The organism is Maribellus maritimus (genome assembly GCF_022267315.1).
GTDB lineage: Bacteria > Bacteroidota > Bacteroidia > Bacteroidales > Prolixibacteraceae > Draconibacterium > Draconibacterium maritimum.
This window is the reverse complement of sequence record NZ_JAIKLE010000011.1, coordinates 71,648-94,400: the sequence shown is the minus strand read 5'-3', so window position 1 is coordinate 94,400 and position 22,753 is coordinate 71,648. Positions and strand designations below refer to the sequence as shown.

At 38.8% G+C, this 22,753-nt stretch carries 13 protein-coding genes; 12 read left to right on the top strand and 1 reads right to left on the bottom strand.

Annotation, left to right across the window (positions count from 1 at the left end):
• Positions 1–9: 9 nt before the first annotated feature.
• Positions 10–1,023: a PKD domain-containing protein gene (locus K5G00_RS11655; RefSeq protein ID WP_238766338.1), complete on the bottom strand. Its 1,014-nt coding sequence runs from the start codon at positions 1,021–1,023 to the stop codon at positions 10–12.
• Positions 1,024–1,909: 886 nt separating this feature from the next.
• On the opposite strand from K5G00_RS11655, the gene K5G00_RS11650 reads away from it, so the two are divergent.
• The 12 genes from K5G00_RS11650 (at position 1,910) to K5G00_RS11595 (ending at position 22,680) form a co-directional block, all read left to right on the top strand.
• Positions 1,910–3,190 (top strand): hypothetical protein, encoded by a 1,281-nt coding sequence (locus tag K5G00_RS11650; RefSeq protein WP_238766337.1) that lies wholly within the window; start codon positions 1,910–1,912, stop codon positions 3,188–3,190.
• 236 nt (positions 3,191–3,426) lie between these two features.
• A complete protein-coding gene (locus K5G00_RS11645) occupies positions 3,427–6,726 on the top strand; it encodes a SusC/RagA family TonB-linked outer membrane protein (protein WP_238766336.1) in 3,300 nt (1,099 codons plus the stop codon).
• A gap of 18 nt (positions 6,727–6,744) precedes the next feature.
• Positions 6,745–8,415, top strand: a complete 1,671-nt coding sequence (locus tag K5G00_RS11640; RefSeq protein WP_238766335.1) for a SusD/RagB family nutrient-binding outer membrane lipoprotein — start codon at positions 6,745–6,747, stop codon at positions 8,413–8,415.
• A 114-nt stretch (positions 8,416–8,529) separates the two neighbouring features.
• Complete coding sequence (locus K5G00_RS11635) at positions 8,530–10,065, top strand: calcineurin-like phosphoesterase C-terminal domain-containing protein (protein ID WP_238766334.1); 1,536 nt, start codon at positions 8,530–8,532, stop codon at positions 10,063–10,065.
• Between the two features lie 12 nt (positions 10,066–10,077).
• The gene (locus K5G00_RS11630; protein WP_238766333.1) at positions 10,078–11,475 is read left to right on the top strand and encodes a DUF3748 domain-containing protein; all 1,398 of its coding nucleotides are present in this window, start codon (positions 10,078–10,080) and stop codon (positions 11,473–11,475) included.
• 22 nt (positions 11,476–11,497) lie between these two features.
• Positions 11,498–12,574, top strand: a complete 1,077-nt coding sequence (locus K5G00_RS11625) for a PHP domain-containing protein (RefSeq protein ID WP_238766332.1) — start codon at positions 11,498–11,500, stop codon at positions 12,572–12,574.
• Between the two features lies 1 nt (position 12,575).
• Positions 12,576–14,792: a ligand-binding sensor domain-containing protein gene (locus K5G00_RS11620; RefSeq protein WP_238766331.1), complete on the top strand. Its 2,217-nt coding sequence runs from the start codon at positions 12,576–12,578 to the stop codon at positions 14,790–14,792.
• Between the two features lie 221 nt (positions 14,793–15,013).
• Positions 15,014–16,339 (top strand): glycoside hydrolase family 28 protein, encoded by a 1,326-nt coding sequence (locus tag K5G00_RS11615; protein WP_238766330.1) that lies wholly within the window; start codon positions 15,014–15,016, stop codon positions 16,337–16,339.
• Positions 16,340–16,360: 21 nt separating this feature from the next.
• Positions 16,361–17,536, top strand: a complete 1,176-nt coding sequence (locus K5G00_RS11610) for a glycoside hydrolase family 172 protein (protein ID WP_238766329.1) — start codon at positions 16,361–16,363, stop codon at positions 17,534–17,536.
• Positions 17,537–17,555: 19 nt separating this feature from the next.
• Complete coding sequence (locus K5G00_RS11605; RefSeq protein ID WP_238766328.1) at positions 17,556–19,874, top strand: ligand-binding sensor domain-containing protein; 2,319 nt, start codon at positions 17,556–17,558, stop codon at positions 19,872–19,874.
• A gap of 32 nt (positions 19,875–19,906) precedes the next feature.
• Positions 19,907–21,688: a purple acid phosphatase family protein gene (locus tag K5G00_RS11600; RefSeq protein ID WP_238766327.1), complete on the top strand. Its 1,782-nt coding sequence runs from the start codon at positions 19,907–19,909 to the stop codon at positions 21,686–21,688.
• An 8-nt stretch (positions 21,689–21,696) separates the two neighbouring features.
• Positions 21,697–22,680: a metallophosphoesterase family protein gene (locus K5G00_RS11595; protein ID WP_238766326.1), complete on the top strand. Its 984-nt coding sequence runs from the start codon at positions 21,697–21,699 to the stop codon at positions 22,678–22,680.
• Positions 22,681–22,753 lie beyond the last annotated feature (73 nt).

Below are 22,753 nucleotides of genomic sequence, written 5' to 3'. Positions count from 1 at the left end.
TTTGGTGTTTTATTCTACTACTTCAAATGAGAGAATCATTGCAGTTGTGCTCAAAGCAATTAATGGATCCTGACTGACTATGGCATCGGGACTGAGCGTAAGAAACATGACCAGTCTCATTGAGTTATCTGTTATTTCTTCTACAATAACTTTCCGATGGAAATCCTTAATCCCCACAAATTCTGTTGAGTTTTGAAAATCAATGGTCATTACGCCGGGATACGTAACTATCGGTATATTCAATGAATTAACACCGGTTGCAAAATTTGGAATGGTAGGAATGGAAAAGTCTTCGTTTTCGACAAATGTGAATGTCGCATTTTCTTCAGGTGTATATGTTGATAAAGCAAATGCATCGGCACCAAAAACAGCTTCTCCTCCTGTTTCTGTAATAGTTGAAAGTCCGAACTGTTGCATAACCATGGCAAAAACAATCCCTCCAAAAGAAGAGCCATCTTTGGTGTCGTGCCTGTAACTGCCATCATTATAAAAGGTAAACTCGTCGTTATAAGCTTCCTTTAATCCGAGATATAAATCAAAGGCTCCGGTTGGCAAATATTCGATATCTTCATCCAGTAAGGTAAAATTAGCATCCGGGTTTACAAGTTTATCGTTAAGCGAATGAGCTTGAGATAATTTCCATGTTTTTCCATCGTAATCAGGTTTTGTATGATCACCTGTTAGCAGAGCATAAGGAGTTAGGGCAATTGCAAGATTTACGTCAGCCGTTGCCGTATTTCCTTCACTATCTGTCGCAGTAAGTGTGGCAACATAATAACCTCCTTCATCATAAATATGTACCGGATTTTCTTCGTTACTGGTTTGCCCGTCACCAAAATCCCACGACCAGGTTACTGCACTGTGCGTTAATGCTGTAAAAGCAACCTGTTTATCGCTTACACTGTGAAAAATGTCGGCAGATAACGGAAATACCTGTAGCTCAGCTTCCTCTTCGCACGATTGAAGTACTATAAAAGTTCCAATTGTACAACAAAAAAATAAATAACGGATTAATTTCTTCATAGTAATAAAGTTAGATTAAAGTAATTCCAAATAGTTGTGTTATCATTTTAAGAATAAATGTGTTGAAGATATGATTTAGAAAATATCAGAGAACATTAGCCTTCTTTAAAGTCATAAAAACGCTTCTCTCTTTTATATCGCTATTGTATTATTTTAACTTTTCGTCTTTAAAATTAAGGAAGTGTAAAATGGTAAACAAATAGAAATTTGTTTCTGTTTTATGAAATTTTAACTTTTAAAATCGATTTATTTTGATACAACAGAACATTGAAAGTTTTAAAAGCTTTAAAGATTATGATTGGAATTTTATCGGCGATAGTGGTTTTTTTAGACGATCTGTTGCAGGAACTGCAGTCAGTGTCCTTGTAAAATATATTTCTAAGGCATATCTGTCGGATAAATATCATTATTTTTTTTAATGGCATCTTTGTTGGTTATTTTTTGTCTCAAATTTAGCAATTTAAGCGCAAACAGCTAAAAGGATTTAGCACTAAAACGCTTATCCTGCCTACGATTCAGCGTTTTTCTTAATATGTAAATTATATTGATTTAAATTTAGTTTTGATTTGTCTGTTTCTATTTGTTTTGGTTAAAATTTAATGTGTATTGCCTAAAATATAAGAAACTCTTTTTTTGTAAATTTCATAATTTTACTGGTATCAAAAAGCGCATGATTTATTGTTGTTATCAGATGCTTATTGTAAAAAATAAAATTCGTTTTTAATAAAATGAAAATGCATAATGGCAACATTAAATTTGAATGGTTTAGTTAATCAGAAGTAAGGTTGCCGCACATCGCAAGACCTTACTTTTTAATTTGTTTTTTGCAATATATAAATTGAAAGAAGTAGTAGGATATTTATAGCTTCCGACGGATTAAATGGGGTTGAAAGAAAATAAAACAGATAGCTGGATTGCCGTTCTTGTGGTTGCAATGGCTTTAGGAACTTCCTGGGCGATTCGCGGGCAATTCGGTCATGAGCAGGGAGCTGCCTGGGCAGGAGGAATTGGAACTCTTGTCCTTATATTAGTTGCACAAAGAAAAGACTGGTACTCAAAAATGCTTCCGGTTACGTTAAGTTCAGCTTTGGGGTGGGGATTAACAGGAATGATAAGTTACGGAAGGGTAGTAGGCTATGGACGAAGCGATGATTTTGTCAATGCCTTCTACGGTTTGTCTATGCTTTTTGTAATTGGTGGTTTATTTGGTTTGATTGGAGGCGGTTTAACTGCGCTTTCCCTTGATTCAACAACAAATAAAAAAGTTATCTGGCCGTCTTTAATTGTTGAAATGACTGCGGGCGCACTAATTGTTTACGGACTTCTTGTTGTTCAATTAGAAGTTTTGATGACTCCTCCTCGTTCTGAGGCCTGGGCATTGAGTTTAGGGGCGGGGCTTGCCATGGTTTGGTATATGTTGAGAAACGGTTTTGTAAATTCTTTTCGGGTGGCCCTGTATACTTCATTGGGAGCAGGTTTTGGCTTTGCCTTTGGTAATTTTTTACAAACTGTGGGAACTGTTCTCGAAATCCCTTTTAACATGTGGAATGTGATGGAGTATAGTATAGGTTTTTTTGGAGGTGGCTCAATGGCATATGCGATATTTACTTCTGAATGGCCGGTATCTGAAAAAAAAACAAAAAAATGGGAAAATAATATTTCATTTCTTGCGGTTTTTGTTTGTATTCCATTAATCATTTTTCGTGAGTCGTTGCAAATGAAAAATTTTGTTTCCAGATTTCAGATTTTTGATAAATCAGGAGATATCTCGCTTATTAGTGCAATTTTATCAGCATTTTTTATCGTTTTGGCTGCTCTGTTTATATGGTTGCTAATTAGAAAGCTAAACTTCAAAGCTGAACGACGGGAGGTACGATGGGTTACAACCATCTATTTTGGTTTATATATTGTTTTAAGTTTTCTTGTAACAGGAATAATATCCGGTAAAGTTATGCTAAATCATATTTTATATATCGCAAATTTGGTTGTAATTCTTATGCTGCTGAAAAATAGTTTTATAAAATTTCCTGTGACAATAGTAAATAAGAAGAAGAGTAATTATTATATACAATATTTGATTGCAATACTATTTGTTGTGTCAATTTTATCACTGATTTCTGTTAGTATTCATGGAGAGATGGCCGGAGCCCATAATCGGTTTGGTTGATTTACCAGTTTATTTTAAAAACATATTAGCTTCCACAAAAGAGACATTAAGAGGCTAAATTATAATTAATTAAATATTAACATAATTGTATTTTTTTTATTTCTCGTATAGGATATTGGGTTAATATTTAATGTATATGTAATAAAATTCCACTGGTTTAAATACAGCTCATTACAGAACTTTGTTACTAACGATTTCAAAAATCGTTAGTAAATATTTAACCAAATTATTGTTGTATGAAAAAAAGTATTTTGCAAACATTCTTTTTAGGTATGTTTTTACTTTTTGCTGTAACGTCATTTGCTCAGGTAAATGTTACGGGTACTGTAAAAAGCGATGAGGGTGAGTTGTTGCCCGGTGTATCTATTGTAGAGAAAGGTACAAATAACGGAGTCGTTACCGATCTTGACGGGAACTACTCTATTTCTGTGCCAAACGAACAAGCAACCTTGATTTTTTCTTTTGTGGGAATGCAAACACAAGAGGTTCGGATTGATGGCAGATCGGTTATAGATGTGACATTGGCAACCAGCACCATAGGCGTTGACGAAGTAGTGGTAACGGCTTTAGGAATTTCAAGAGAGAAAAAGTCGTTAGGATATTCTGTCGGCGAGGTAGGTGGAGAAGAATTATCATCGGTTTCGCAGGATAATGTGATTAATTCTCTGGCTGGAAAAGTCGCCGGAGTTCAAATCAATCAAACAGGTACTGCGGGGTCGTCTGTAAGTGTAGTCATTAGAGGTGCAACATCTTTAACTACCGACAATCAACCCCTGTTTGTAATTGATGGCGTCCCCATGAATAATACGCTTAATAACGTCTCAGAAATGGGAAGTGGTAATCAGGTGGATTATGGAAATGCAATATCTGATTTAAATGCCGATGATATTGAAGAAATGACAGTGCTAAAGGGGCCGGGTGCAGCGGCTCTTTACGGAACCAGGGCTGGTAACGGGGTTATATTAATTACCACTAAATCGGGAAAGAAATCAAAAGAACTGGGGGTTTCATTTTCATCCAATACTTTATTTGAAGTTCCTACAAAACTCTTGGATTTTCACTATAAATATGCAAACGGTGAAAGAAACCATGTTTTAACGGAAGGTTCAGCATACTGGGCCGGGCCGGAGCTTGATGCCGGGATTATTTCTGAACAGTGGGGCCTGGATGAGCCTGCTGAACTTAAGTCTTATCCCGACAATATGAGAGACTTTCTAAATACCGGAGTTACGTCAACCAATAATATAGCATTAACTGGCGGCGGAGATAAAGGGAGCTTTAGGGTTTCGTATAACAATATGTCGATGCAGGGAATGATACCAAATCATGATCGATTTAACAATAGTTTGAAAACAAGCATTAATTACAATTTGCTTGATAATTTGACTTTTTCTTCGAATGTAACAATTGCCCGGACACATTCGAATGACATTCCCAGTACCGGCGACCGGAATAATAATCCTTTACAGGCTGTTTATTCAGTGTCGCACATACCTGTTTCACGAATGAAACAATACTGGTTGCCCGGACAGGAAGGCGTTCAGCAAAATGCTCTTCCTGATTCTGATAATCCCTATTTTATTGCTTATGCTATGTCTAACTCATTTTCACGCGACAGAGTTTACGGAAATGCTGCTTTAACTTACACATTTTCCAAAGATTTTTCTGTAAAGGCGCGCTATTCATTAGATCGATATAATGAAAAAAGGGAAACAAAAATACCGTTTAGCGCACTGAGAATGCCAAAGGGAAATTATTCTCTTCAAAATCTGACATTTCAGGAATATAATGCTGATATCCTCGCAACCTATTCAAAGAAAATTGAAAATTGGGATGTAAGTATTTCTGGCGGAGGAAACATTATGAATCGCGATAACGCAGACTCGTTTGTTGGTTCAGGTAGCGACAGAAGAAATGGATTGGTTATTCCGGGATTATATACGGTGAGTAATATTCCTTTGTCAAATATTAGCGTAAACAGCAATACTTTAGAAAAAGCAATTTATAGTTTGTATGCCCTGGCATCAATCGGATTTAAAAACACTGTTTATATTGATATTACAGGTCGTAACGACTGGTCAAGTACATTGCCTGAAGAAAATCGGTCTTATTTTTATCCATCAGCTTCTTTGAGCTGGTTGGTGAATAATACATTTGAGCTACCCGAATCAGTTAGTTTGTTTAAGCTGAGAGGAGGCTGGGCGAAAGTTGGTAACGACACTCAACCATATCGTTTGGAACCAACATTAGTCACAGGAACCTGGAATTCACTCACAACCGAATCTGTAACAGGTACATTGCTGAATCCAAATTTGAAACCGGAAGAAGCAACTTCTGTTGAGGGCGGTATTGATCTAAACATGTATAACAATCGACTCAGGTTTAGCGGAACTTATTATACCGTTGATAATGTAAATCAGATATTTTCAGTACCGTTGCCAAGATCTTCCGGATACAGCAGTCAGTTAATTAATGCTGGATTAATTCGAAGTAAAGGATGGGAGGTATCAATCGGAGGCACACCCATTTCTAATGTAGGAGGTCTAAACTGGGATATTAATTTTAATTTCACCAACAACAGCACAACTGTTGAGGAACTTACTGATGACCTGGAATTTATTCAGATATGGAGAGAGAATGCGGGAGCATATTCTTTTATTGGAGATAAAATTGGAGATATTTACAGCTATGGTATAGCGCAGGTAGAAGATCCAAACTCACCTTATTATAAATGGCCTATTATTGAGGGAACCGAGTGGGTTGGACTTGAGAATACCGAAGATTGGGAAAAAGTAGGTAACTTTAATCCTGATTTTATGCTCGGTATGCAAACAAGCCTTAGTATGGGCAGATGGGGAATTAGTGCAAGTATTGATTGGCGACAAGGGGGAGAATTTGTTTCTTATACATATCGTTACGGAGAATCAGACTGGAAATCCCAACGTCAGATAGATGATTTAATTCCCGGAGGCCTTTATTCAGAAGAAGAATTAATCGCTCTGTTGAAATCAGACCCCGAAAGGTATATTATTCCGAGAAGAGGAAATTACCCCAGGGTAGGAGGCCACACCCAGGAAACTGGTGGAATGCCTCTGGAGGATGGAAACTATGATGGTGCTTTTATTCCCGGAGTTGTGCAAACTGCCGGACAGGATACGCCTGACGATTATAGTGATGATGTTTATGTTGAACATCTTGGCGGAGAAGGAACTGCAGTTATTCCCATTGTTGACACATACCCTTGGAGTTACAACAAAAACATAACTTTCGATGCTTCTTTTATTAAACTTCGTGAGTTGTCAATTTCATACAAGTTACCTGATATTAAAGGAATAAAAAATGCAACAATTGCTTTATATACGCGCAACCTGATGCTCTGGACCGCTGCTGATATCGGAATCGACCCAGAGAGAGCTTTTCAGGCAAATGGAGGCTCACAAGGAAATACGGTTAGTCAGTTCAAACAAGGTTTTGAACGCCAGAACGTAATGCCCTGGTCTGCATCAGGTGGTATTAAGCTTAATTTCAATTTTTAATATAAAATCCGAATAGAAATGAAAAATAGAAACTATTATATAAAGCTGTTGGTTTTAATTTTTGCAATCGGAATTTTTTCTGCGTGTGAGGATTTAACAGATTTAAATAAAAATCCAAATGCTATAAATGCTGAAGATGGTAACGTTAATCTTTTAATGCCATCTGTTTTAGGACCAGCGGCAAAAAATTATTTGAATTTAGGTATTGGAAACATGGCTGGTGCTATGCAGTTTATACAACAATCAGGATGGGCTGGAGGAACAAATTATTTTGAATGGGATAACGAAGGCTGGGAAAGCTATTACGATATTTTACGCACAAATGCTTTACTTATAGAGAATGCGAACAAAAATGGATTAGCTTTTCACGAAGGAGTTGGTTTGACCATGAGAGCATTTTTATTTGGCCAGATTGCTGATTATTGGGGAGATGCTCCTTATACCATGGCATTGCAGGGAAATACTGGTGAAATTGATTATCTGTATCCGGAATACGATTCACAGGAAACCATTTATAGTGGGATTATTTCTGATTTGGAAACGGCAGTAACTCTTTTTGCTTCGGGAGACGTAACTTCTGTTGACGGAAATGCTGATTTGTATTTTAGTGGTGATCCTGAAGCCTGGGAAAAATTTGCGAATTCGTTGTTGATTCGTTATTACGTTCGTATTTCAAATAAAACTTCCGAATCTCAGGCAGCTGTTGAGGCAATTGTTGCAGGCGGAATGTATATAAAATCAGCATCGGAAGATGCTACCATGGATTATACAGGAGGCTCAGACGATACATGGCCATTGGTTTATGATAGCGAAACAAGTTCAACCCGCAACTTGTCGTGTTCTACCATAATTGATCAATTGAATGTCACCAATGACCCCCGGAAAAGTGTCTGGTTTGCACCTGTTGCAGTAAAATGGGTTGCTGATACTAATATTGAAGGAGAGGCTTCAGATATGTTGGCCGACGGAGTTCCAACGCCAATATTACCTGATTGGATTGATTATCAGGGAACAGAGGTTGAATATACAAGATTGTATAACCCCAACGATGTAGAGCGTAACGACAGCGAATACGTTGGAGTCCCACCTGGACTGCTACAAGCCGATATTCATTCTTTTAACGGATGTGAAAACGGAGCACAGGGAAGACATAATTATCACGTTTCGATGTTGAACTCCATATTTATGGATGGAAGTCCTGAACCCGGAGATTTACTCCAGGCACGGATTCTTTCTGCTGCCGAAATGCATTTTACCCTGGCTGAAATGGCTTTGGATGGATGGAATGTAGGAGATGCTGAAAACCACTACAATGAAGGTGTCAGAGCATCTCTTGAAACCTGGGGAGTTGAGGATGACTATGATGCTTTTATTACGGAAGTTTCCTTTAATGGTACTAAAGACCAGGTTTTAACGCAGAAATGGGTTGCCAGTTTTTGTAATGCAACAGAAGCATGGAACGACTATAAACGTACTGGGTACCCTCAGTTTACTCTTTCTGATGAAATCGCGCGGGCGCCATACCCTGCACTTCGTTTTGGGTACGGGAGTGATGAACTCAATAATAACACGTCAAATGTGAATGCTGCTATTGAAAGACTCGAAACAACAGAGTATTCAGGGCTTATTGGTAAAAACAGCGTTTATTCAAAAACATGGCTTTTGCAAGGAACCGGAGAACCATATTAGTTCTCATAAACAATATATTAATAAGAGGACAGGGGAGTCTCCCTGTCTTCTTTATTTTTCTATATTCTTTTACAGGTGGAAGTTCAACTCTTCTTTTTCGATAATAAAAATACCATGCAATATTTCCAAAGTTTTTTGTTCTTTCTTTTTGTATTTGTAACGAACATTTTATTTGCAACCACAGGCAGTACCACTGGTAAAGTTTATATCGACTTTAATAATAACGGAGTTTTTGACAAAGGAGAGATCGGTGTAAAAAATGTTTGTGTAACAAATGGTGAAGAAGTTGTTTTAACAGACGAGGATGGAAAATGGCAGTTGGAGACCAATGAAAGAGCTACAATCTTTATAATAAAACCTTCAGGATATCAGGTTCCTTTAAATTCTTTTAATTCGCCAAAATACTATTTCAAAACAGGTGATGAATTGAACAGAAAAGATGTAAAATCAATTAATTTTCCTTTGGTTCAGCAAGCAGAAAAGAATACTTTTTCTGCCTTGTTTTTTGGAGATCCGCAGGCGCGGGGAATGAAGGAAGTTAATTATGTATTTCATGACGTTGCGGAAGAGCTGATTGGGACAACTGACGCAAGTTTTGGCGTTTCTTTGGGAGATATTGTCGCAGACGATCCCGGGCTGATGGATGATGTCAGCCAGGGAATAGCGCAAATAGGAATCCCCTGGTACAACGTTTTTGGAAATCATGACAACGATCGTAATGCAAAAACCAACCGGGAAAGAGACAAAACGTTTGAACATTTTTTTGGCCCAAGCACCTATGCTTTTGAATACGGGCAGGTTGCCTTTATTTCAATAAATAATATTTATTTTGACGAGAAGGGGAAATATCATCCTCACTTCACCAGAAAGCAACTAACTTTTATAAAAAATTACCTGCAATTTGTTCCCAGGGATAAACTCGTCGTGTTAATGATGCACGCACCAATTATTGCCTGTGATAACCAGAAGGAAATGTATCAGCTAATTCAAAACAGGGAGCATACATTTTCGATTTCCGGACATGTACACGAGCAAATTAATGTTTTTGTAGATAGTGAAATGGGGTGGCAGGGGAAAGCAATGCATCATCACCTTATCAATGCTACTGTTTGTGGAAGCTGGTGGTGTGGTTTAAAAGATGAAAGAGGTATTCCGCATGCTACTATGAATGACGGAGCACCAAATGGGTATTCCATTATTACTTTCGATGGAAATACATATAGCGTTCGGTTTAAAGCTGCCCGGCGCCCCACCGATTATCAGATGAATATTTATATTCCGGAAGAGATAGAAACAGACGCTTTGGAAAAAACAAAGGTCTTGGTAAATATTTTTGCCGGTTCATTCCGTTCAAAAGTAGAGATGTCAGTCAACCAGGATAAAAACTGGATTCGAATGGATACAGTTCAAACTGTTGATCCGGCATGTTTTGAGATGTATAAAAAAAGCAGCTTTCTAAAAAGAATAGTAGATAATCAGCCGCTTGACGAAGTGTTTGGCTATGCGATGGATTACCCCAGCATTTGTCATCATATGTGGCAGGGGAAACTACCCAATGGTTTAGATCCGGGAACATACACCCTTACCGTTAAAACTACAGATATGTTTAACCAAATCTGGAAGGAAAACCGTATTTTCAGGGTGAAATAACCAGCTGAATAAATGAAAAGAAAACGACAATATAACAGTATAAACGCATATTTATGGCTTGCCTTATTGGCGCTTGCCGGATGCTTTACAGAAAATCAAAATGAAGCTTCACAAATAGTAATGAAAGAAAAACAAATATCTTTTTCGGATAAAAACCATGTACTGGACAACAACGATAATTTTTCCCCCGATGGTAATTTTTTATGTTACGATACCCGGGGCACCATTTTTAATGAAGATATTGGCAATTGTAAAACCATTGAAAAGATTGAGATTGCAACAGGGAGAGAAACTATTTTGTATGAACCTGAATCGATAACAGGCGAGCAGGCAGCACCCGGCGTTGGGGCGGTGTCATGGCATCCGTCGGAAGAAAAAGTTATTTTTATTCAAGGTCCTCTGCTTGAGGAAGTTAAAGAGAGAGGATATTATGGCAAGCAAAACCGAACGGGTGTGGAAGTCAGCACTGATGGAAAAGGAGCAATAACAAAAGTTGATATGCGTGATGTTTCAACCGAAGGGCCAACCATTCCGGGGGCACAACGGGGAGGAACACATCGCCATGAATATTCCCGAAACGGAAAACGAATTGGATTTACTTACGATGATTTTTTGGTAACTAATATTGACCGGACTATTGGTTATATGGAAAAAAATCAAGATTCGCCTGAGGGGTACTCGCATTATTTTTCAGTAATTGTTAAACCTGCCGGGAAAGGTAGGTCAAAAGCCGGACAGATTGAAAAAGCATATGGAGATTCATGGGTCGATTCTGCAGGAACAATGCGTGCGTTTATTGGAAAGGTACGGGCCGGGAATGGTCTGGACTATGACACCTCTCTTTTTGTTGCTGATATTCCCGATAATGTGGATATAACAACAGCATTTTCCGGTGATTCAGACACTTATCCGAAGCCACCGGAAGGTATTAAGATTCGCCGTTTAACTTATTCCGGATCAGTTTCAGATATTGTAAGAGGATCTGCAGATGGAAAAAAGATTGCTTACCTGGCCGGCGATAAAGAAGGAGTTAAGCAGATTTTTCTTATCGACGCTGATGGTTCAGAACTTTCTTCTGACAAAAGAAAACAACCTTTGCAGCTTAGTCATTTTTCCAACCACGCTTCCTGTGTGCGCTGGCACCCATCCGGTAACTGGGTTCTTTCGATAGTTAACGGAAATATTGCTGCTTCATGTACAAAGCCTGGGAATAATTTTGGAAAAAGTGTAATGTTAACAAACGACAAACAGGACAGAAATCAACTGGTGGTCTCAGGAAATGGAGAAATGTTGGCATACAACATCTTTCAGCCCAATAAAAATACGGGTAAAGAACGCGGCTTCATGCAAATATTTGTGATGGAACTGGCTATGGATGAACTAAATGATATTTTTAATATTCAAAAATAAAAAAACCAAGAGAATTTATATTATGAAAAGCTTATTTCAGGTTTTAATAATGGTACTAACATCCGGATTTATTTTTTCTGGATGTTCATCAAAATGGGAAATTAATAATCCGTACGAAAATGTGGATTGGGAAAATCACACGAAATATAAGGCCAATTTGCATACCCACACTACACGGAGCGATGGAAGAATGAGTCCCCAAAAAGTGGTGGATAGTTATCACAGTTTAGGGTATAAAATACTGGCGATTACAGATCATAATGAAGTTACCTATCCCTGGACAAACTTTTCTGAATTGTTGCCCAGTGAATCCGCTCATGAGCGACTTGAGCGGGGAGATATAACATCAGATGAACTGGTTTTCGAAAACCGCAATCCCGGGGAAATGGAAATGTTTGCTATTCAGGGAAACGAAGTATCAGCTCCACATCATACAGGAAGTTATTTTACTGATTATCAGGAGCAACCCGGAGAAGAGAATGTCGTATTAGGGGAAATTGGTAAAAAGAACGGGCTTGCACTTTTAAATCATCCGGGGCGCTACACAACCCGAAATCCTGAAAAATATAATGTTAACTGGTATGTTGACATATTTAATAGTTATGATTTTCTTACAGGAATGGAAGTCTATAATCAAGGGGATCGGTATCCGCATGACCGTGAATTTTGGGACGAAGTTTTGAAAAAAACGATGCCCGGGAGGAATGTTTGGGGTTACTCAAACGACGATTTCCATGTAGGAATGGAAAGGTTGGGACGTAATTGGAACGTATTTATTTTGCCGGAATTAAACGAAGAGTGGATTCGGATAGGAATGCTTGAAGGACGTTTTTTCTATGTTTATGCGGTTAATGGGCACAATGGTCCTGAGGTGCCTGATATTAAATCGATTGAAGTGAATTCCAAAAAAGCAACAATCGAAATCGTGTCTTCCGGACAAGATTCAATTCGTTGGATTTCAGGAAATAATGTAGTAGGGCGAGGTGGAAAATTAAGTCTCTCTGAAATTCCAAATCTATCGGGTTATGTGCGTGCTGAGATTTTTGGACCGGAGTCTGTAACCGGAACACAGCCTTTTGGAATAAAAAAAGCAGATTGAAATGAATACAAAATTGAAAATAATATTTACACTGTTGCTGGTTGCTGCATTGGGAACAACCTTCTGTTTTGGACAACGTTCAACTATTTTCATCGCTGATAAACCTTTTGTTCAGGAATATAGTATAAAATACAATTTTACGAATGAGCGCGTAACATTAAACAGTGTTGTGTCCGATCGTAATGGATACATACAGGTACTTTCCTCTCACGGATTGTTGCGTCCAAAAGCGGGGCAATTTCTGTTTCCGGGAGAATTGGTAAATGATGTGCAATATCGCCCAACATCAGACAAAGGAATTACAGACGCAGATATTTATAAAAATCAAATAATATACATTGATGATAAAGCGGTTTTGAGTAATGCGTGGGCAGGGAATTTATATTCCCGACATGATTTACCTAATGCAAAATTAGTTTCCGCAGGTCAGGATTTTAAATTTCTGATAGCCGACGAAATGAAACTGAACTTGTTAAAAGATTCGGAAACACTGTGGAAAGGAAGTTTAAATACTGAAATTCAAGACATAAAATATGATTCGGAAAATGACCAGTTTTTTATATTGAGTACAGGAGAAATTTATTCATTCTCACCTAAAAAGAATAAACTGGAACTTGTTCTTCAAAACGATAAATTAACCTGTATTGAAGTGGCAGGTGAAAAAGTTTTAGCCGGAACTTCTGACGGTTTTTTTGAATTTGATGCTAAATCGAAAAAGCAAATCAGTGAGATTGAAATAAAGTTACCATGGCCTGAAATAACAACCATAAAGTCGGTGGATGGCGAAATCTGGTTTGGCTCAACACATGGGGCTTTTAAATTTGAAAAAAACGATAAATTTAGCTATTACGCCTCCAAAAGGTGGCTCCCTTCTGATAATGTGATTGATATTTCAAAAGGCCCTGAAAATTCAGTTTTGATTTTAACCGATGCCGGTTTGGCAAGAATTTGCAGAAAAGAAATGACATTGTTTGACAAAGCCATGTTTTTTGAAAAGCAGGTTCGTGAACGTCATATCCGTAACGGTTTTAATGCTACTGTTTCAGGTATGACAGAGGGTGATGTTACAAGTGGAAGTATGGAAACTTCGGATAATGATGGCTTGTGGACCTCGATGTACCTGGCAGGTGAGGTTTTTCGCTACGCAGTGACAAAATCGGAGGATGCCTTGCAAAATATCAGGGAGTCGCTCGATGCGATGGAACGTTTATATACAATCAACGAAATTCCGGGCTTTCCATCACGTTCATTTGAACGCCGCGGCTATAAATATCACGATAAAAAGTGGCGAAGAACCGAAGATCCGGAATGGGATTGGAAATCCACAACGAGCAGTGACGAAGCCATCGGTCACATTTTTGTATTTGGGGCCATTGCCGAATTGGTTGATGATGCCGAATTAAAAAGTAGGGCCATTTTATTAATTGACACTTTAATGTCAACAACAATAAAAAATGATCATTATCTGGTTGACTGGAACGATGAACCAACAACCTGGGGACGCTGGAACCAGGAATATGTTAACGCGCGCCCGATTATGGTGGGTGACCGCAAAATTAATTCATCGAATTACATCGGCATGCTCCAGACAGCATATCATTTTACAGGAAAAGAAAAATACAAAAAGACAGCGTTCGGTTTGATGGATCAACATGGTTATCTGGAAAATCTCGTGCGACCCATGAGCGAAATCAGCCGAGCTCCGGAAACTGCTGACGATTGGAGCAGAATGTTGTCTGAAAGCTGGAATCACTCCGATGATGAAATGTATTACTGTGGATACTGGGGCTTGTACCGTTATGCGTTTAACGATGAATTAAAAGCAAAATACAAAGAAGCAATTGTTGATCATTGGGAAACAGAGCGACCGGAAAAAGAAGGCTTATGGAACATTATGACAGCGATTGTTGGTGACGATGATTATGATTTTGAAGAAGCAATCTGGTATTTGCAGGAATACCCGCTCGATTTGGTGAACTGGACAGTGAAAAACAGCCACAGAAAGGACATTGAACTTATTCCTGAAAATTTTAGAGAACAAACAATAAAAGAGGTTCTTCCGCCTGATGAACTGCGAATTTCACGCCATAACGCCAATCGTTTTGATTTGGATGGTGGCAGTGATGGCCGTTCGGAATACAGCGCCGGAGATATTTGGTTGCTTCCTTATTGGATCGGGCGCTATTTAGGCGTTATTGGAGAACCTGTTCAAAAATAGTTTTTAGTTACAACTGTGTTTTTCTGGTTTGGTTAAACACAAAGACGTACCAATAAGAAAATTTGCGGTACGTCTTTTCTTTTCTAAACTTTAGTAATAAATTATCGAAACATGAGTGATTTTAACAAGAGTTCTTAAGTGCAGGTTTAACAAAGATTTTTACAGGTTTTTCTTCGAATTAAACATTAATTTTATGTGTTTTCTGAAAAAAAAATAAATCGATGAACATAAAAGTTTTTACAGGAATTGTATTTCTCTGTTTGGCGACAGTTAGCGCAAAATCACAACAACTGGATTGGAAAGTTGATGCTTCTGAAATTCTGGAAAAGATAAGTGAACCTGAGTTCCCTGACAGAATCTTTAAAATAAGTTCAGAAACTGTAAAAAAAGAAAATGTTGCGGATGTAATTAACAAGAAAATAGACGAATGTTCCAAAGCCGGAGGTGGCAAAGTAGTTTTGGCATCGGGAGAGTATTTTTGTGAAGGTTCGCTTATTTTGAAAGATAATGTAAACCTTCACCTGGAAAAGAATGCAAAACTTGTTTTCAGCCAGAATCCGGAAGACTATTTGCCAGTGGTTTTGGTTCGTTGGGAAGGAACAGAAGCCTGGAATTATTCACCTTTTATTTATGCCAAAGATGTTGAAAATATTGCCATCACAGGTAAGGGGGGTATTGATGGAAATGGCTCTGCTGAAGGGAGTTTTAGGGAATGGAGGTCGTTACAGAAAAAAGACCAGAACAAACTGCGCGAAATGGGGAAAAATGGCGTTCCGGTAGATGAACGGATTTTTGGCAAAGGCCATTTTTTGCGGCCGCAATTGATCCATCTTTTGAATTGTAAAAATATCTTGCTCGAAGATATTACAATTAAAAACGGGGCATTTTGGCTCATTCAGCCAACTTATTGCGATAACATTACAGTTAGGGGTGTAAAAGTTGACAGTCGCTTTATAAATAACGATGGTGTTGATATTGATTCGGATACGAACGTGCTCATCGAAAACTGTAATTTTAATACCGGAGACGATTTTGTTGCAATAAAGTCGGGTCGCGATCAGGACGGGTGGCGAGTGAATAAACCCAGTAAAAATATTTTAATCCGGAACTGTGTTTCGGAAAACTGTTTGCACGGTATTTCCTTTGGGAGTGAACTTTCCGGCGGAATTGAAAATGTAATTTGCCAAAATCTTACTTTCAAAAAGGTTCGAAGCTATGGTGTTCAATTTAAGTCAAATAAAGATCGAGGGGGCTACCTGAAGAATGTTATTCTTGATAATATTCAAATAGACACCGCTGAAACCTGTATCAGTTTTACCAACCAGTATCATAGTTACAGTGGCGGAAACAATCCCACCGCATTTGAAAATATTCTGATTCGGAATTTGAAATGTAACATAGCTCAGGAAAAAGCCATAAGTATGATCGGTTTACCGGAGATGCCCATTCAAAATGTAAAACTGGAAAATGTAACCATTCAAAAATCGGGAGAACTTTCAGTCGTCGACAATGTGATTAATATGAGTTTTATAAACGTAAAATACTAACTAATTCAAAAAACTAAAAAAATGAAAACAAAAGTTACATTAATTATTGTTATGCTGCTTATAGCAGTTTTTGCTTCAGCTCAAAAAGCGGGTAATTTTAATGGAATGGATTTGAATATGGGCAACCTCTATCGTCTCTCCAAAGCCGAGTCCCGATCAATAAGCCCGGAGAATTTTACAGGCGAAAAAGGAAAAGGAGGAATGGCAACATTGGAAGAAGGAAGTGCTGCCCGGGCAGCCCGCGAGTTAGGACAGGGCTGGAAAGTTAATCCCTATGTTTTAATCGAACCGGGTGAAACTTTTGTTTTAGCTGAAATTGAAGGCGAGGGTGTAATTCAGCATATTTGGATGACACCGGCCGGCGATTACCGTGGAAATGTTATCCGATTTTACTGGGATGGTGAGGAAACGCCCTCGGTGGAAGTTCCGGTTGGCGATTTCTTTGCCTCCGGCTGGGGTTCGGGCTACGAACCGCAGATCAACTCTTTTGCGATTTGTGTGAATCCCAGAAGCGGCTTTAATTCTTATTGGCAAATGCCTTTCCGAAATAAATGCAAAATCACCATGGAAAATACCGACCAAAAAGGTTTGCGTTTGTATTACCAGATTGATTATGCGTTAACGGATGTTCCCGAAGATGCAGCGTATTTTCACGCCCAGTTTCGCCATGTGGATGCTTTGCCGGAGGGTAAAGTTTTTACCATTCTTGATGACATAAAGGGAGCCGGCCAGTTTGTTGGAATGTATCTGGCTCGTGGCGCATTTAATTCAGGATGGTTTGGAGAGGGCGAAGTGAAATTTTATATTGACGGCGACGGCGAATTTCCAACAATATGCGGAACCGGCGAAGAAGATTATTTCTGTGGCTCATATGGATACAACGACCGAAGAAATGAATACGGTTATGAAGTTTATACGCCGTTTAGCGGGCCCTACACCGGATTTCACTATTTCAGGGATTTAAAAGAAAGACCAAAATACCGAAGTATGATTGGACAGTATCGCTGGCATGTGATGGACCCGGTTCGTTTTAAAAAAGACATCAGAATTACAATTCAGAGTTTGGGTTGGAAAAGTGAAGGACGTTATAAACAATTGGAAGATGAATTGTCATCAGTCGCATATTGGTATCAATCAGAACCGCACCAAACATTTCCGGAAGTTCAGGCTTTCGAGGAACTTGAAATAACAAAATAATCAACAAGAAAAGTGAAATATGAGGTTCAGAGACAAAATTGCAGTTTTAACTTGCACATGTTTTGTTCTTTTTTCAGAAATACTTGCCGGACAGCAATTGTACGGGGGAAAGCAACATATTTGGAAACCGCAACAAGACGAGGTTTATCCTCAGGAAGTTGCTGAAAAGATTAGCACAAAAAAACCTGTCCAAAGTGTTGCTGAATTAAACGGAACATGTTATGTAGTGTTAGACGGAAAATTGCAGGTACTACATAATGGGAATTTGTCGCCTGAACCTTCTGCTCCTTCTGGAATTCAAAAAATACAGAACGAAAATAATTCACTTTGGATACTTACTTCTGACGGAATCTATTTACGGAAAGAAAGTAGTTGGCAAAAAATTGACAATAAAGAATATGTTGATATTTGCACGCATAACGAAGCTGTGCATGCCGCTACTAAAAATCAAATTTACCGCTTTGACGGAAAGAAATTTATAAATACAAAACCTGAACACGGATATTATTCCAGTAACCTGACCATGGTTATGGAAGATGGGACCCAGCTTCACGCTGATCCGGTAGAATTGGGGCCCATTACCGAAATTGAATCTTACAGCGGAACATTGTATGTTTTGCGTCCCGGACAACTGGTATTGTTTGACGGGTTGGTTGTTAATGAAGATTTTATTGACTGGGGGTCTTTGCCTTCAAAAAATACGGGTGAAATGCTTTCGCTGGGCAGTAGGTTATTTATAAACACCGACCGCGGACTGGCTGTATTGCGGGGAGCAACTTTGGCAACATTAAAAGGAGAAGACGGACTGCCGGTAGAAAACACAAGCTGTCTGACAAAAGGTTTTGATGGCGACGTTTGGATCGGAACCCAACGGGGAGCCGTTAGAATGTTGGAAAACGAGTGGCACTATTTTGGAGCCGGACTGTGGCTTCCTGATAACAATGTAAACGATATTGCCGCCGGTGACAGCGTGGTTTATATTGCCACCGACGGAGGCTTAGGAATTATAAAATACAAGCCTTTTACCTTACAAAAAAAAGCGGATTATTATGAACGTCATTTGGAAGAGTGGGGACATAAAAGACTTGGATTTATTCATACTTTGTATCAAAAAGAGGGCAAATGGATACGTGAAATCAGCGACAACGATGGAGGACACACATCGCCCTATCTGGCGGCAATGAGTTATAAATATGCGGTAACCGGCGATGAAGAGGACAGAAAAAAAGCTGTTGATGCTTTTAAAGCGATGATTTGGCTGGAACAAATCAGTCCTGTGGAGGGATTTTTTGCACGGGCCATATACTCTCCCGGCGGCGACAAAGACGAAATGTCGAAACACGGCTCCGGTGGTTTGCCTGCCAAATGGTATAAAACTTCTGACGGGAAATGGATTTGGAAAGGGGATACTTCAAGCGATGAAGTCATTGCTCACTTCTATTCGGTTTCTATTTTTTACGAACTGGCTGCAAGAGGTAAAGAAAAAGACATAGCAAAGGAGCATTTAAAACGAATTGCTTCGTATATCATCGATTGTGGTTGGGTTTTAAATGACATGGATGGAAAGCCAACCCGCTGGGGACGATGGAACCCTGAGTATTTGCTGCGTCCTTATGGCTATGTAGATCGGGGAATTAATGGGTTGGAAGCACTGGCTTTTACCAAAATAGCCTGGGCTTTAACCGGTGATGAAAAGTTTAAAGAAGGTTATCAACAGTTGATTGATTGGGGGTATCCGGAGAACACGCTTCGCCAAAAAAATGTGTTCCCGCCCGAAAATATTGCAACATGGGACGATAATCACGCATTCCGTAGCTACTATACATTACTTCGTTACGCGGAAGATCCCCGTCTTCGAAACATGTATTTGCGGAGCCTGGAACGAACATGGGAAGTAAAACGGATGGAACAAATCCCGTGGTTTAATTTTGTATACGGTGCAATTACCGGTAATGATTGCGATGAAGCTAAAATGATAAAGCATCTTAGAGAATGGGTGCTTGACTGTACAGAATACAGTTACCAAAACTCACATCGAGACGACCTGTTTGTTGAATCTGGTTATTTTTCTTATGAAGGAGGAAGAAAAAGAATTTCTCCACGGGAAATGAGTGTTAAACGTGCCAGCCGGAGTCCGATAGATTTGGATGGTGGTTCTAACGGAAAAAGGGTGATGGAACCGGTTGGTTTTCTTCGCGATTATTGGATGGGGCGTTATCACGGTTTTATTGAGGCTCCAACTGCTACCGATTCTGAATTTATCTCGGTAAAAAGAAACAGAGAAATACAAAAAGGGGCTAAACCATACAAAGGTGAACCGAGACCTGAAATCTTTTAAAGTACATAAAACAAAAAATTAAGGAAAGAAGGATGAGTATGCGACGATTGATGAATTTGAGTTTTGGATTGACCTTTTTAATTTTTGTTTTCTCTGCGTGTGAGACAAAAAAGCGGGAAAACAATTTGTCTGTTGAAGGTGTGATAGATAAGGCTATTACGGTTCTGTATCAAACCCGAAGTGAGGAAGAACTGGCAGCGTTGACAAATGAACAGGCATTCGCGCTTTTTTCAGAAGAAGAAAAGCAAACCCTGGCATCCAAGCACTGGATGTTTGATGTAAATGTACCTGTTGTTGTTTCGGTAATTCGAAGTGTAAAACAAAAAAATACTCCGTTTTGGCTGGAAAATGGTGGATTTACAAAAACCGAAATGAGCCTGAAAAATGAAATGACCACCTACGAAATATGGCAAAAAGAATTTGATTCAGGGAGAGTTGGGCTTGGTATAAATGGTTGGGGGAATTACGGCTTGCACTATTTTGTTTCCGTTGGCCCGCAGAATAAAGACGATAAATTGATCTTGAGCAATTTTTTCCCCGAAAATCAATATGTGGGAACAATGGATAATGGTGCGTTTACCTATCACGACTGGGATGAACTGGTGCTGGAAGATGTACCTGCTACGTTGAAAGGACAAAAACTTTTAACAACTATACGGGGAAGAGGCGTAGAAACGCACTTGGTTGGCGCGTTTCGGAAAACAAATTATCCTTCATCCGGTATTCCTGATCAGGTAATGCTGACCTGGAGTTCCAATCCGGCAACGGGTATTGATATTCAGTGGCGCACAGATACAACAGTTAACAGTGGCAGTGTCGTTTACAGGGAAGAGGGTAGCAGTGAATTTTTTTCGGTTAATGCAGAAAAATATACGATGGAAGATTTAAGGTTGATGAACGATCGGTTTTGTAATCGTTTTACGGCTCAACTCCGGGGTTTAAAACCAGGAAAAAGATACGAATATCAGATAAGCCCTGAGAATGAATGGAACGAAAAATATAAATTCACAACCGAAGACGAAAGTGATTCATTCTCATTCATCTGGTTTGGCGATACTCATTATTCACCTGAATGGGGTAAGGTGGCCAATGTTGCGTTCATAAATCACCCGGATGCCACGTTTTATACAATTGCCGGAGATTTGGTAAGCGATGGCCTGCATCGAAATCAGTGGGATGAACTGTTCGCATACTCCAAAGACATTATCAGTCAGCGTCCTTTTATGAATGTACCTGGAAATCATGATAACCGCCTCGGACTTGGTGCAAAAATGTATCGAGATATGTTTAGTTATCCCGGCAACGGACCGGATGATATTAACCCGGAACAAACCTATGCATTTACCTATAAGAATTCTTTGTTTTTAATGATTGATGCCACTTCACCAGTTGAAAAACAAACGGCATGGATAGAGAATCAATTAAAAAATTCAGATGCAACCTGGACGTTTGCAGTATTTCATTTTCCACCTTACAATTGGGAGGAACCTTATTTGGATATTCAAAAAGAATGGGTGCCGGTATTTGACAAATACCACGTTGACATGGTTTTTGGAGGCCATATCCACTATTATATGCGTTCAAAGCCTTTGAAAAAAGGCGAAGTGCTTGCATCATACAACGATGGAACAGCATATATTATCTCGATTGGTATCCCTTCAAAAACTGAAAATTTTACAGAAGAGCCTTACGCTGAACTTAGAAGAATGGAAGGGCAATTTTATCAGTATATTAAAATAGATGACGATCAGTTGATTTATAAATCAATAGACTCAGAGAACAATATAATTGATTCATTAAATTTAAAGAAATAAGTTAAAATATGAAAAGTATCTTTATTCTGTTATTGTGTGTATTTCCCCAATTTATACTAAGTGCACAAAATAAAATTAAACTAAAATTTAACCCAAACGGTGAATTCAAAATTATCCAATTTACTGATACTCATGTAAATATTCAAAAAGGGCAGAACCTTGATATTTTTGAACAATTTCAGAAAATTATTGAATTAGAAAAGCCGGATTTGGTGATGGTTACCGGAGATGTAGTTGCAGAGGATGAGTGGAAAGAAGCCTATCCTTTTTTTTTAGAGCTTTTTGAAACAGAGAAACTTCCGTGGGCTGTTGTATTTGGAAATCACGATTCAAAGGACAGCGCTTCGCGTGAAGATATTGCTTTATTTTTGGAATCGTTACCTTTTTGTTTGAATGTGGCCAATGACGGGGGTGTCACCGGCAGTTCCAATTTTGTACTACCCGTTTATGGTGATTCGGAAAAAGCAGAAGCACTTTTATATTGTCTGGATTCAAACTCCCGAAGTACACTGCAGCCTCGTGTTGATGGTTATGGCTGGTTCGATTTATCGCAAATTGGATGGTATATCAGAAACAGTAAAAAGTATACAATGCTGAACGGCGGCGAACCCTTGCCTGCCTTGGCTTACTTTCATATACCGCTTCCGGAATATGATTTGGCCTGGAACGACAAAAAAGCCTCAAAGATTGGAAAAAAGAGGGAACCAATTTGTTGTCCTGATATTAATACCGGAATGTTTGCTGCAATGGTTCAATGCGGAGATGTAATGGGAACTTTTGTTGGGCACGACCATTATAACGATTTTGTAGTAAATTATTACGATATTGCCCTTGCCTACGGGCGGGCGTCCAAAATCAGAAACCAGAAAAAACCGGGGCTGGGGAGCAGAGTGGTTGTTTTGAAAGAAGGAAAAAGAGAATTCGATTCCTGGATTCGCGAAGGAACTGGTAAAAAATTGCAGGAATGTACACTTCCGGTTTCTTTTAAATAAAATATATTTAAGTAATTGATATATTGGGATTTACTAAATAAAATAAACTAAATACCGTTTAAAATTCAAAAAA

Coding starts and splice junctions, on each gene's coding strand:
- K5G00_RS11655 (WP_238766338.1), bottom strand. CDS start 1,023: ATGAAGAAATTAATCCGTTATTTATTTTTTTGTTGTACAATTGGAACT.
- K5G00_RS11645 (WP_238766336.1), top strand. CDS start 3,427: ATGAAAAAAAGTATTTTGCAAACATTCTTTTTAGGTATGTTTTTACTT.
- K5G00_RS11640 (WP_238766335.1), top strand. CDS start 6,745: ATGAAAAATAGAAACTATTATATAAAGCTGTTGGTTTTAATTTTTGCA.
- K5G00_RS11635 (WP_238766334.1), top strand. CDS start 8,530: ATGCAATATTTCCAAAGTTTTTTGTTCTTTCTTTTTGTATTTGTAACG.
- K5G00_RS11630 (WP_238766333.1), top strand. CDS start 10,078: ATGAAAAGAAAACGACAATATAACAGTATAAACGCATATTTATGGCTT.
- K5G00_RS11625 (WP_238766332.1), top strand. CDS start 11,498: ATGAAAAGCTTATTTCAGGTTTTAATAATGGTACTAACATCCGGATTT.
- K5G00_RS11620 (WP_238766331.1), top strand. CDS start 12,576: ATGAATACAAAATTGAAAATAATATTTACACTGTTGCTGGTTGCTGCA.
- K5G00_RS11615 (WP_238766330.1), top strand. CDS start 15,014: ATGAACATAAAAGTTTTTACAGGAATTGTATTTCTCTGTTTGGCGACA.
- K5G00_RS11610 (WP_238766329.1), top strand. CDS start 16,361: ATGAAAACAAAAGTTACATTAATTATTGTTATGCTGCTTATAGCAGTT.
- K5G00_RS11605 (WP_238766328.1), top strand. CDS start 17,556: ATGAGGTTCAGAGACAAAATTGCAGTTTTAACTTGCACATGTTTTGTT.
- K5G00_RS11600 (WP_238766327.1), top strand. CDS start 19,907: ATGAGTATGCGACGATTGATGAATTTGAGTTTTGGATTGACCTTTTTA.
- K5G00_RS11595 (WP_238766326.1), top strand. CDS start 21,697: ATGAAAAGTATCTTTATTCTGTTATTGTGTGTATTTCCCCAATTTATA.